Source organism: Pseudomonas sp. CCNWLW23 (assembly GCF_037095675.1).
Classification (GTDB): Bacteria; Pseudomonadota; Gammaproteobacteria; order Pseudomonadales; family Pseudomonadaceae; genus Aquipseudomonas; species Aquipseudomonas atacamensis.
Genome location: NZ_JBAWKM010000003.1, coordinates 281,792 through 294,207, shown reverse-complemented (window position 1 = coordinate 294,207; position 12,416 = coordinate 281,792). Strand labels below are relative to the sequence as shown.

8 protein-coding genes are annotated in these 12,416 nt (G+C 62.2%); 5 read left to right on the top strand and 3 right to left on the bottom strand.

The features are described 5' to 3' along the window. Positions 1-49: 49 nt before the first annotated feature. Together V8J63_RS06775 and rlmKL are read right to left on the bottom strand one after the other, a co-directional pair. The gene (locus tag V8J63_RS06775; RefSeq protein ID WP_336463803.1) at positions 50-2,434 is read right to left on the bottom strand and encodes a sensor domain-containing diguanylate cyclase; all 2,385 of its coding nucleotides are present in this window, start codon (positions 2,432-2,434) and stop codon (positions 50-52) included. Between the two features lie 144 nt (positions 2,435-2,578). Further along, the gene (gene rlmKL, locus V8J63_RS06770; RefSeq protein WP_024012311.1) at positions 2,579-4,849 is read right to left on the bottom strand and encodes a bifunctional 23S rRNA (guanine(2069)-N(7))-methyltransferase RlmK/23S rRNA (guanine(2445)-N(2))-methyltransferase RlmL; all 2,271 of its coding nucleotides are present in this window, start codon (positions 4,847-4,849) and stop codon (positions 2,579-2,581) included. 530 nt (positions 4,850-5,379) lie between these two features. On the opposite strand from rlmKL, the gene rmf reads away from it, so the two are divergent. Continuing rightward, positions 5,380-5,595: a ribosome modulation factor gene (gene rmf / locus V8J63_RS06765; protein WP_003223300.1), complete on the top strand. Its 216-nt coding sequence runs from the start codon at positions 5,380-5,382 to the stop codon at positions 5,593-5,595. Between the two features lie 299 nt (positions 5,596-5,894). On the opposite strand, the gene V8J63_RS06760 is transcribed toward rmf, so the two are convergent. Next, on the bottom strand, positions 5,895-6,914 hold the full coding sequence (locus tag V8J63_RS06760) for a quinone-dependent dihydroorotate dehydrogenase (RefSeq protein WP_071171588.1): 1,020 nt from the start codon (positions 6,912-6,914) through the stop codon (positions 5,895-5,897). Between the two features lie 218 nt (positions 6,915-7,132). Between V8J63_RS06760 and V8J63_RS06755 the strand changes: the two genes are divergently transcribed. From V8J63_RS06755 to V8J63_RS06740, 4 genes are all read left to right on the top strand, one after another. Next, positions 7,133-8,344 carry a CmpA/NrtA family ABC transporter substrate-binding protein gene (locus V8J63_RS06755; RefSeq protein ID WP_125927614.1) on the top strand — a complete coding sequence of 404 codons (1,212 nt, stop codon included), beginning with the start codon at positions 7,133-7,135 and terminating at the stop codon, positions 8,342-8,344. A 15-nt stretch (positions 8,345-8,359) separates the two neighbouring features. Next, positions 8,360-8,935 (top strand): ANTAR domain-containing response regulator, encoded by a 576-nt coding sequence (locus tag V8J63_RS06750; RefSeq protein WP_095189450.1) that lies wholly within the window; start codon positions 8,360-8,362, stop codon positions 8,933-8,935. A 431-nt stretch (positions 8,936-9,366) separates the two neighbouring features. Then, the gene (locus tag V8J63_RS06745; protein ID WP_197892291.1) at positions 9,367-10,578 is read left to right on the top strand and encodes a nitrate/nitrite transporter; all 1,212 of its coding nucleotides are present in this window, start codon (positions 9,367-9,369) and stop codon (positions 10,576-10,578) included. Positions 10,579-10,585: 7 nt separating this feature from the next. Then, the gene (locus tag V8J63_RS06740; protein ID WP_336463802.1) at positions 10,586-12,256 is read left to right on the top strand and encodes a bifunctional protein-serine/threonine kinase/phosphatase; all 1,671 of its coding nucleotides are present in this window, start codon (positions 10,586-10,588) and stop codon (positions 12,254-12,256) included. The last annotated feature ends 160 nt before the right edge of the window (positions 12,257-12,416 follow it).

The window sequence follows — 12,416 nt, the reverse complement described above, 5'->3', positions numbered from 1 at the left end:
GCTGGCAAGCCAGCTCCCACAGGTTTGTGGTGTATCGAGCATCAGCGGCTCAGCTCATCTCCCGCTCAACCCGATCCCGGCCATTCTGCTTCGCCGCGTAAACCCCTGAGTCAGCGCGCAGCAACAGCGCATCTGCGCCCTCCCCCGGGCGCCAGCTGGCGATGCCGAAACTCGCGGTGACCAAGCCGACCACGTCCACCGGCGCGCTACGCAAACCTTCCCACAACTCCATCGCCAGCATGTAGGCGTGTTCACCGTCGATATCCGGGCACAGCACCATGAACTCTTCACCGCCCAAACGGCAGAACACGTCGGTGCGGCGCAGGCGATGGCCAATCCGCTCGCAGACTGCCTGCAGCACGCGGTCGCCGACGGCGTGGCCGAACTGATCGTTGATGCGTTTGAAGTGGTCGATGTCGAGCATGATCACCGACAACTCACCGCCGCCACGCTCGACCCGGGCCATTTCGGTGGTCAGGCGTTCCTGGAAATAGCGGCGGTTGTGAATGCCGGTCAGCGAGTCGGTGATCGACAACGCGCGCAATTCTTCTTCCACGCGCTTGAGATCGGAGATATCCGAGATATAACCGTGCCACAGCACCCCGCCGCCCGGCAGCTCTTCCGGTGTCGCCTCGCCGCGCACCCAGCGCAGACCGCGCTCGGGCAATTGCACGCGGTACTCTTCGCGCCAAGGGCTGAGGTTTTCCGCCGATTCGCGGATCGAGCTGCGCACGCGAATCGCATCCTGCGGGTGGATACGACTGAAGATCGCCTCGGAGTCGAGCAGCAGCACATCCGGCTCCAGCTCGTAGATTTCGCGGATGCCATCGCTGGCGTAGATCACGCTGAAGCGTCCGTCGAATTCCATCTTGAATTGGTAGATGCCACCGGGAACATGGGCGCTGAGCTTCTTCAGCAATGTGTCGCGTGCTGCCAGCACCTCGTGCACTCGCTTGCGTTCGGTGATGTCGATGCAGATCGCCAGATGACCGACCCACAGGCCTTGTTCGTCAAGCACCGGGGTGGCGAGCATGTTCACCGGCAGATGACTGCCGTCGCTGCGCACCAGCGTCCACTCGCGCGCTTCATGGCCGCCGACTTCGCCGCCCTCGACCAGCATCGCGTGGCAAGTCGGAATGCTTTTGCCGTAGCGCGCACTCAACTCGGCCGAACGCGCCGCCAGCTCGCGAGGCAAATGCAGATTCTCCAGGGTCATGCGCCCAACGACTTCGGCGCTGCTGTAGCCGAGCATTTGCTCGGCGCCGGGGTTGAAGGTGTTGATCACGCCGCGCAGGTCGGTGGCAATGATCGCGACCTGAGTGGCGGCATTCAGCACGCCGCGCAGTTGACCGTGGGTGCCGCGCAATTCCTGCTCGCGCTCGTGCAACTCCTGCGTGCGCACCTCGACCAGGCGCACCGCGCGCTGGCGCTGGCTGACCAGCACGTAAAGCAAGGCGCTGAACAGTGCGCTGAGCAAGCCGCCAAGAATGATCACGCTGCCCACCGACGAATGGTTGGCCTGCATGAAGGCGTAGCTTGGCAGGATATCGACCTGATAGTCGTGATCGGCCATGCGCAGCAAACGCGTCGCCGCCAGATCGCCGGGCACCGCTTCGTTGCTCGATTCGAACAGCGCCTCGTGCTGATCCTGGGTCGACAGGTCGAGAATGCGCACCGACAGATAATCGTGCAGGGCATCGGGCAGTCCGTCGGCGAGCAACTGGCGCATGCTGATCACCGCCATCACATAGCCGAACGGCTGCGACTCTCCAGCGCGACTGACCGGCGCCAGCAGCAGCACACCACGCGCATACGACGGCTCGATCCCGACCAGATGCATCGGTTGCGACACCGCCATGCTGCCGAACTGGTCGGCGCGTTGCAGGGTTTCGCGGCGCAAGGGTTGGGCGAGCAAGTCGTAACCCAGCGGCGGCGCCAGTCGGCTCTGGGTTTGCGTGTAGAGCACCGGCACGTATTCGTCGCGCGGCGGCGCCAGTTGCAATTCGCCTTTGGCGTCCAGTTCGCGAATGGTGAATTCGCTCAGGCCTTCATCACGTACCTGCTGTTCAAAGGCGGCCCGTTCGGCACCGCTGACTCGCGGCGCGTAAGTGTAGGCTTGGGTGCGCAGCAATAACGGTCGAGAGTAACCATCGAATTCAGCGCGGGACACCGATTCGGAGTTGGCGAAGAACCGCCGCAGACTATCGAGACGTTGCTCCTGGTCCTGAAAACGTTCGGCGATGCGGCTGTAGCGTTCGTTGGCCAGCAGTTGGAAACGCTGACGCGATTGTTGCTGAAACTGGTTGAAGGTGCCCCATGCGAGCAGCCCGGTGAGAATCCCGCCGGCAAGCAACACCAGCAAAGCGACCAGCCAGGCTGAGACGTCTTCACTGATGAAACCGAGGATTTTCGGGCGCACGGGGTGCAACGGCATAAGCACGACTCACTCCGCCAGATTTGCGGGAAAACCCCATTGGCGGTGTGTGAGTTATAGCTATTAGCCACTAATTTAGCTAGCACCGCTGGATCCACCGAGCCGTTAAAAATCAACGCTCTGTGGATCCAACCAGTGAAAGCGTCAACGAGCCGTGATTTTCCAGGCGCGGTGGATCTTGGTATTGCGGGCGAAATCCGGATCAATGGTCTGCGCACTGATTTCCTCGACCGCATAACGCTCGGCGAGGTTTTCCTCCAACTGGAACTTGCGGAAGTTGTTGGAGAAATACAGCACGCCACCCGGTGCCAGCCGCGCCATCGCCAAGTCGATCAACTGCACCTGATCGCGCTGCACATCGAAGATGCCTTCCATGCGCTTGGAGTTGGAGAACGTCGGCGGGTCGATGAAGATCAGGTCGTATTCGTCACGGCTGCTTTCCAGCCACGCCATCACATCGCCCTGCTCCAGACGGTTCTTGTCCGAGAAGCCGTTCAGCGACAGGTTGCGCCGCGCCCAGTCCAGATAGGTTTTCGACAGGTCGACGCTGGTGGTGCTGCGAGCGCCGCCCTTGGCCGCGTGCACGCTGGCGGTCGCGGTGTAGCAGAACAGATTGAGGAAGCGTTTGCCGGCCGCCTCTTTCTGAATGCGCATACGCATCGGCCGGTGATCGAGGAACAGGCCGGTGTCGAGGTAGTCGGTGAGGTTGACCAGCAACTTCACGCCACCTTCATTGACCTCGACGAACTTGCCCTGCGCCGCCTGACGCTCGTACTGCTTGGTGCCGCTCTGCCGCTCGCGGCGCTTGACCACCACGCGGTTCTTGTCGACGTTCAACGCCTGCGGAATGGCCGCCAGCGCATCGAACATGCGCGCCGAGGCTTTTTCCGGGTCGATGGATTTCGGCGCGGCGTATTCCTGAACGTGCACCCAGTCGTGGTACAGGTCGATGGCCATTGCGTATTCGGGCATGTCGGCATCATAGACGCGGTAGCAATCGATGCCTTCGCGCTTGACCCACTTGCCCATCGCCTTGAGATTTTTCTGCAAGCGATTGGCAAACATCTGCCCGCCTTCACTCAGGCGCGGCTGTTCGATCACTGGCGCCGGGGCTGGCGTCGGCTTGATCGGGTTGCCGTTCTTGTTGAACTTGCGCTCTTGCGGCTCGTCCGGGGTCTGATCGTAAGCCGCTTGCTCGCGCTCGGCCTGACGCTGTTCCGGAGTGCGACGTTCGCCAGTGACGAACTGATCGGGCAGAACCTTGATCAGCAGCAGTTTGCACGGCAGCGCGCCGTTCCAGAACGAATACTGTTTGTGGCTGCGGATACCCATGCGCTTGCCCAGATCCGGGGCGCCGGTGAACACCGCCGCTTCCCAGTTCAGGCAGGCCTGACGCAGACGCTCGCCGAGGTTCTGATAGAGATACAGCAGGCTGGCTTCGTCACCGAGACGCTCGCCGTACGGCGGGTTGCAGATCACCAGACCTTTCTGGTTCTGGTCCGGGCGCGGCTCGAAGGTCGCCACTTCGCCCTGGTAGATCTTGATCCACTCGCTGAGGCCGGCGCGCTCAACGTTGTTGCGGCCTGGCTGAATCAATCGTGGGTCGGCTTCGTAACCGCGAATCCACAGCGGCGGTTTGGCCAGACCGGCGGCGGCACGCTCGACGGCTTCTTCATGGAGTTTTTTCCAGAGTGCCGGCACGTGACCGAGCCACGCGGTAAAGCCCCACTGCTCGCGACGCAGGTTCGGCGCCATGTCGGCGGCAATCATCCCGGCTTCGACGAGGAACGTACCGACACCGCACATCGGGTCAGCCAGTGCGCCACCTTCGGCAGCAATACGCGGCCAACCGGAGCGAATGAGGATTGCCGCCGCGAGGTTTTCCTTCAGCGGCGCCGCGCCCTGCTGCAAGCGATAGCCGCGCTGGTGCAGGCTGTGGCCGGAAAGGTCGAGGGACAGAATCGCTTCGCCGCGATCCAGACGCAGGTGGATACGCAGGTCCGGGTTGAGTTTGTCGATGGATGGACGATCGCCCTGCGGCGTGCGCAGTTTGTCGACGATGGCGTCTTTGACTTTCAGCGCGCCGAAGTGGGTGTTGTCGATGCCCGAGCCGTGGCCGCTGAATTCGACGGCCAGGGTGCCGTCGCTGAGCATGTGATCCTGCCAGTCGATGTCGAGCACGCCGTGGTAGAGGTCTTCGGCGTCCTTCATCGGGAAACGCTTGAGCACCAGCAACACGCGGTTGGCCAGACGCGACCAGAGGCACAGGCGATAGGCGGTTTCCATGGTCGCCATGCCACGCACGGCGGAGGTGTGCTCGCGCGCTTCTTCAAGGCCAAGCCCGACGGCTTCCTCGATGAGCAGGCCTTCAAGGCCTTTGGGGCAAGTGAGGAAGAGTTCGAAACGATCGGACATGGTAATTCCAGAGCCTTTGGCTAGTGGGCCGGCAACGCATTGCCGACCCGGTTTTCAATCAGGCGCTTTTCTGAAAGAGCGCCCGCGTGGCACGAAGGTGTGCCGTTCCATCCCCGCTGCTCGGGTTAAAAGAGCTTAGATGCCGGGACAGATAAAAAAGTTGGTGCAACAAAAAGACTGAAAGCGACCCTTCGTCGAATATTACCCAAGCGCAAACGTGGGTCATTCTCACTAAAGGATTAACCCCCTGAGTCAGCGGGGCGCCGATCATACCGGGGTTTGCGCATTGAACGTTGAATAAATACGCGGTTACTTATCGCCATAGCATCCTTTACGTTACGTGCTTATGACAAAACGATCATTCCCTCGGTGTGACTCATTGGTTAGAACTGAGCACAGGTTGACGTCGCAACGGCGTCAACACCTTGGCTCGCCACGCCGGCAGCGAGCCGCACGATGGCAGGTTTTTTCTGCCAGACCTCAATTGAGGTCAACGCGACACTACAGTCAACAAGTGAGGGAAACACCCTATGAGAAGACTTAAGCGTGATCCGTTGGAAAGAGCATTTTTGCGCGGATATCAATATGGCGTTGGTGGCAAATCCCGTGAGCTTTGCCCATTCACTCTACCGTCGGTACGTCAAGCCTGGATCAACGGCTGGCGAGAAGGACGCGGCGACAACTGGGACGGTATGACCGGCACTGCGGGAATCCACAGACTCAACGAACTTCACGCCGTCGGCTGACACAGGGCATTTATTCCGACACGACAATCTGAATTTGCAATGAATTAACCACGCACGTCCTTCCCGGACGGCGGGCTACGGCCCAGGGGCTCCTTCGAGGAGCCCTTTTTAATGCCTGCAAAAAGGGTTAACCGGGTTCCACGTGGCGAGGGGATTTATCCCCGCTCGGCTGCGCAGCAGTCGCGAAGTCGGAATTTCAATTTAACTGGCATATCAATGTGCAAGGTTTGGGGCTGCTGGGCAGCCCAGCGGGGATAAATCCCCTCGCCACAAAGGCTCCCACAAGGCCTCGGCAATCCTCAGCGCAACGCGGCGATGGCGTCTACCGATTCACGAATCAGCGCCGGGCCTTTGTAGATGAAGCCCGAATAGATCTGCACTAGGCTCGCGCCAGCAGTGATCTTCTCCGCCGCGTGTTTGCCCTCGGTAATCCCGCCCGCGGCAATGATCGGCAAGCGTCCGGCCAATTCGCCCGCCAGCACTTTCACGGTATGTGTGCTCTTCTCACGCACCGGCGCGCCGGACAGACCGCCCGCCTCGTCGCCATGCTCCATGCCTTCAACACCGACACGGCTCAAAGTCGTATTGGTGGCGATGACCGCGTCCATGCCGGTTTCGATCAATGCCTGGGCAACCTGCGCAGTTTCTTCGTCGGTCATGTCCGGCGCGATCTTGATCGCCAGCGGCACATGCTTGCCGTGACGCAGGGCCAGTTCGGCGCGACGGGTGGCCAGATCAGCGAGCAATTGCTTGAGCGAGTCACCGAACTGCAGGCTGCGCAGGCCCGGGGTGTTTGGCGAGCTGACGTTGACGGTGACGTAGCTGGCGTGGGCGTAAACCTTGTCCAGGCAGATCAGGTAATCATCGACCGCACGCTCGACGGGAGTGTCGAAGTTCTTGCCGATATTGATGCCCAGCACGCCCTGGTATTTTGCCGCAGCGACCCGCGCCAGCAGGTTATCCACACCGAGGTTGTTGAAACCCATGCGGTTGATGATCGCCTCGGCTTCCGGCAGGCGGAAGATCCGTGGTTTCGGGTTACCCGGTTGTGGGCGCGGGGTCACGGTGCCGATTTCGACAAAACCGAAACCCAGTTGTGCAAAGCCGTCGATGGCCGCGCCGTTCTTGTCCAGACCTGCCGCCAGCCCCACCGGGTTCGGGAACTCCAGCCCCATGACGGTCACCGGCATTTTCGCCGGCGCCTTGCACAGCAAGCCGTTGAGGCCCAAACGTCCACCCGCGCCGATCAGATCCAGCGACAGATCGTGGGAGGTTTCCGGGGAAAGTTTGAACAACAGCTGACGGGCCAGGGTGTACATGGGCGGCAATGACTCGGGCGGCGAAAAGAGGCGGCGATTATAGCCGGGCATCGTCCCCCGGCGCGAGGCGCCTGCGCGAATCAGGCGACTGGCATATGCCTTGCACCACCCCGCTCATCAGTCTGCCGACCAATGACGGCGCGCAGACCAGGACAATGGCGTCGTCCCCGGGTTTTGCCTGCGCAGAATCCGGGACGACGTTTTTTTTGAGGTAGCGTATGAACGAAACGTCCTTGGGGCCTCTGGCCTGGGTCAATGGCAGCGACGCGCCGGAAAAGAGCGCGATCAATCTCGGCTTCATGGCGCTGAGCGACTGCGCCTCGGTGGTGGTCGCCGCCACTCAGGGCTTCGCCCAGCCCTACGGCCTGACCCTGAACCTCAAGCGTCAGGCCTCATGGGCCAACTTGCGCGACAAACTGGTCAGCGGCGAACTGGATGCCGCGCACAGCCTGTACGGGCTGATTTATGCGGTGCACCTGGGCATCGGCGGCGTCGCCCCGACCGACATGGCAGTGCTGATGGGTCTGAACCAGAATGGCCAGAGCCTGAACCTGTCCCATGGTTTGCAACAGGCTGGCGTGAACAGTCCTGAAGCGCTCGATCGGCATGTGCACCAAAGCCGCGCAAAACTGACCTTCGCCCAGACCTTCCCCACCGGCACCCATGCGATGTGGCTTTATTACTGGCTGGCGAGCCAGGGCATTCATCCGTTGCAGGACGTCGACAGCGTGGTGGTGCCGCCGCCGCAAATGGTCGCGCACCTGCAAGCCGGGCGCATCGACGGTTTTTGCGTCGGCGAACCGTGGGCGGCCAGCGCCGTGCAGCAGGATCTCGGCTTCACCCTGGCGACCAGCCAGAGCATCTGGCCCGACCACCCGGAAAAAGTCCTCGGCTGCACCCGGGAATTTGTCGAGCAATACCCCAACACCGCGCGGGCGCTGGTCATGGCCATTCTTGAGGCCAGCCGCTTCATCGAAGAAAGCCCGGAAAACCGCCGCAGCACCGCGCAATTGCTCAGCGCCACCGAATACCTCGACACCCCCGCCGCGTGCATCGAGCCGCGTTTTATGGGTGACTACGCCGATGGCCTCGGCAATCGCTGGCAGGATCCGCATGCGCTGCGTTTTCATGGCGATGGCGAGGTCAATCTGCCCTACCTTTCCGACGGCATGTGGTTCATGACCCAGTTCCGTCGCTGGGGTCTGTTGCGCGAGGATCCGGATTATCTGGCCGTCGCCCGCCAGGTTCAGCGTCTGGATCTGTATCGCGAGGCAGCGAGCGCTGTCGGTATTGCGGCTTCGCACGCCGACCTGCGCAGCAGCCAGTTGCTCGACGGCAAGGCCTGGGACGGCAGCGATCCGGCGGGCTATGCGCGCAGTTTCAAACTGCACGCGTTGAACGACGATGCACCCCTTCTCGCCCGCCGCTGACAGGAGACCGCGAACATGTTGCGCATTCTGCTGATCAACGACACCGCGAAAAAAGTCGGACGCCTGAAAGCGGCGCTGATCGAGGCCGGCTTCGAGGTGATCGACGAGTCCGGCCTGACCATCGACCTGCCGGCGCGCGTCGAAACGGTGCGCCCGGACGTGATCCTGATCGATACCGAGTCACCGAGCCGCGATGTCATGGAGCAAGTGGTGCTGGTCAGCCGCGACCAGCCCCGGCCGATCGTGATGTTTACCGACGAACATGACCCGGGGGTGATGCGTCAGGCGATCAAGTCCGGGGTCAGTGCCTACATCGTCGAAGGCATTCACGCACAACGGTTGCAGCCCATTCTCGACGTGGCGATGGCGCGCTTCGAGAGTGACCAGGCCTTGCGCGCGCAATTGCAGGCCCGTGACCAGCAACTGGCCGAGCGCAAGCGCATTGAACTGGCCAAGGGTTTGCTGATGAAGATGAAGGACTGCAACGAGGAAGAGGCCTATACGCTGATGCGCCGCCAGGCGATGAGCCGCCAGCAGAAGCTGATTCAGGTGGCGGAGCAGATCATTGCCATGAGTGAGTTGCTGGGCTGAAATTTTCGCTGCAAATCAAGAGCCCCTCACCCTAGCCCTCTCCCGGAGGGAGAGGGGACCGACCGCGTTGTCTTGCGCTGTCCGCCGACCTGAACGACCGAGTCGATTATGGATTCACTCGAAATCGTTCAGATCGGCAAATGATTCGGCCATCCCCCGCTCGGTTCCCTCTCCCTCTGGGAGAGGGCTAGGGTGAGGGGCTTTTGCTTTTCAGCTGTTGGCACAAATCTCGCTAAGTAAACCGCACAGGTAACCAACGGCGGTTGCCCCACCTACGACAAAGACGTCGCTCACCCCGTTCGCCCCTCGGCGAATCAGGTAGCGGCGTTTTTGCGTTTTGGCCCCACAGAACGGGGCCGGTGGTGCGGCCGTGAGGCGCTCCACCTGCTGTGCATGACTCCTTTCGAGACTCTTTTCAGCCGAGGTGCGCGATGAATTCAAGCTTCTGGAAATCCGGCCATACCCCGACCCTGTTCGCGGCCTTCCTGTATTTCGACCTGAGCTTCATGGTCTGGTACCTGCTCGGCCCGCTGGCGGTGCAGATTGCCGCCGACCTGCACCTGACCACCCAGCAGCGCGGACTTGTCGTCGCCACGCCGATTCTGGCCGGCGCGGTGTTGCGCTTCGCCATGGGCATGCTCGCTGATCGCTTGTCGCCCAAGACCGCCGGGCTGATCGGCCAGGTCATCGTCATCTGCGCGCTGTTCGGCGCCTGGAAACTGGGTATCCGCAGTTATGAACAGGCGCTGATCCTCGGCTTGTTCCTCGGCATGGCCGGCGCATCATTTGCCGTGGCGCTGCCGCTGGCCTCGCAGTGGTACCCGCCAGAGCACCAAGGCAAAGCCATGGGCATCGCCGGCGCGGGCAACTCCGGCACCGTGTTCGCCGCGCTGCTGGCGCCAGTGATTGCCGCCGCGTTCGGCTGGAGCAATGTCTTCGGTTTCGCCCTGATCCCGCTGGTTCTGACCTTGGCGCTGTTCGCCCTGTTGGCAAAAAACGCCCCGCAGCGGCCAAAACCGAAAGCCATGGCCGACTACTTCAAGGCCCTCGGTGATCGCGACAGTTGGTGGTTCATGTTTTTCTACAGCGTCACCTTCGGCGGTTTCATCGGCCTGGCCAGCGCCCTGCCCGGTTACTTCAACGATCAATACGGTCTGAGCCCGGTAACCGCCGGCTACTACACCGCTGCCTGCGTGTTCGGCGGCAGCCTGATGCGGCCACTGGGTGGCGCGCTGGCCGATCGCTTCGGCGGCATTCGCACCTTGCTGGCGATGTACACCGTCGCTGCCATCTGCATCGCCGCCGTCGGCTTCAATCTGCCAAGTTCCTACGCGGCGCTGGCGCTTTTCGTCTGCACCATGCTCGGCTTGGGCGCGGGCAACGGTGCGGTTTTCCAACTGGTGCCGCAGCGTTTTCGTCTGGAGATCGGCGTGATGACCGGGCTGATCGGCATGGCCGGCGGTATCGGCGGCTTCGCCCTCGCGGCCGGCATGGGCGCGATCAAGCAAAGCACCGGCAGCTATCAACTGGCGCTGTGGTTGTTCGCCAGCCTCGGCGTGCTGGCATGGTTTGGCCTGCACGGCGTCAAGCGTCGCTGGAGAACCACCTGGGGTTCGGCGGCGGTGACGGCGGCGCGGGTCTGAGGCTCGAATGGCCCTGCAACTGAGCTTCGCCGAAGCCAGCGCCACCGGCCCGCGCGCGGAGAATCAGGACGCCCTGCGTTCGGTGACACCGGCGCCGGCACTGGCGGTGAGCAAGGGTTATCTGTTCGCCATCGCCGACGGCGTCAGCCAGTGCGCCGATGGCGGCCTCGCCGCGCGTTCGACCTTGCAGGCGCTGGCGCTGGACTACTACGCGACGCCGGAAACCTGGAGCGTGGCCCAAGCGCTGGATCGCCTGCTGCTCGCGCAAAATCGCTGGTTGCAAGCCAACGGCGGCGGGCAACCGCTGCTGACTACGGTCAGCGCGCTGGTGATGCGCGGTCGGCGCTTCACCCTCGCCCACGTCGGCGATTGCCGGGTCTATCGCTGGCACGCCGAGCGCTTGCAGCGCATCAGCGAGGATCACGTCTGGGAGCAACCGGGCATGCAGCACGTGCTCAAGCGTGCGCTCGGGCTCGATCAGCATCTGGTCCTGGATTTCCTCGACGGCGAACTGCGTGAGGGCGAAAGCTTCGTGCTGCTCAGCGACGGCGTCTGGTCGACCCTGGGCGATACCGCGATCGCCGCGATTCTGCGTGATCAAGCGGATCTGCCCAGCGCGGCGCAAACCTTGGTCAACGCCGCGCATCTGGCCGGCAGTCAGGACAACGCCAGTGCCCTGCTGGTGCGCGTCGATGCGCTGGGCGAAGCGAGCATCGGCGATGCGCTGGTGCAATTGCAGCAATGGCCACTGCCGCCAACGCTGAAACCCGGGCAAGCGTTTGAAGGCTGGCAGGTGCAAGGCATCATCGGCCAGAGCCAGCAATCATTGCTGTATCGCGTGCTCGATAGTCAGGGCCAGCCTTGGCTGTTGAAGACCTTGCCGACGCGGCTGGCCGACGATCCGCAAGCCGGGCAGGCGCTGCTGTCGGAAGAATGGTTCCTTAAGCGCGTGGCCGGCCGGCATTTTCCGCAAATCCATGCCTGCACTCAGCGTCAGCATTTGTACTACGTGATGCGCGAATACGCCGGGACGACGCTGGCCGAAATGTTTCAACTCAACGGCCCGTTGCCACTGGCGCAGTGGCAGGACATCGCCGAACGCCTGTTGCGCGCGGTCGGGCTGCTGCATCGACGGCAGATTCTGCACCGCGACATCAAACCGGAAAACCTGTTGCGGGGTGACGACGGCGAACTGCGCCTGCTGGATTTCGGCTTGGCTTATTGCCCGGGACTGTCGGAGGACGCGCCGGCGACCCTGCCGGGAACGCCTAGTTTCATCGCCCCGGAAGCGTTTCGCGGCGAACCACCGAGTGCACAACAGGATTTGTATTCTGTCGGTGTCACTCTCTATTACCTGCTCACCGGGCATTTTCCCTATGGCGAAATCGAAGCGTTCCAGAGACCCCGATTTGGCGTACCGGTGAATGCCAGTCGCTATCGCCCGGACCTGCCGGACTGGCTGGCGCAAAGTCTGGAGCGCGGCGTTGCAACCGATCCGCAGCAACGCTTCGAAACCGCTGAAGAGTGGCTGCTGGTGCTGGAACAGGGTGAGCGGCAAAGTTTGAGTGTGCGGCCCCGGCCTTTACTCGAGCGGGAGCCGTTGAAGGTCTGGCGGACCATGGCGTTGGTGGCGTTGCTGGGGAATGTGGTGCTGCTGGTTTTGTTGTTTCACAGTTGAACCGCGCCGCGCCATTCGCGAGCAAGCTCGCTCCCACAGGGGATTGGTGTCGTTCGCCTACACCTTGTGGGAGCGAGCCTGCTCGCGAAGGCATTCGGCTTCACACCGCATAACCCCAAGAATTAACGCGCCACGAACGAGCAACACGCCTCGATTCGGT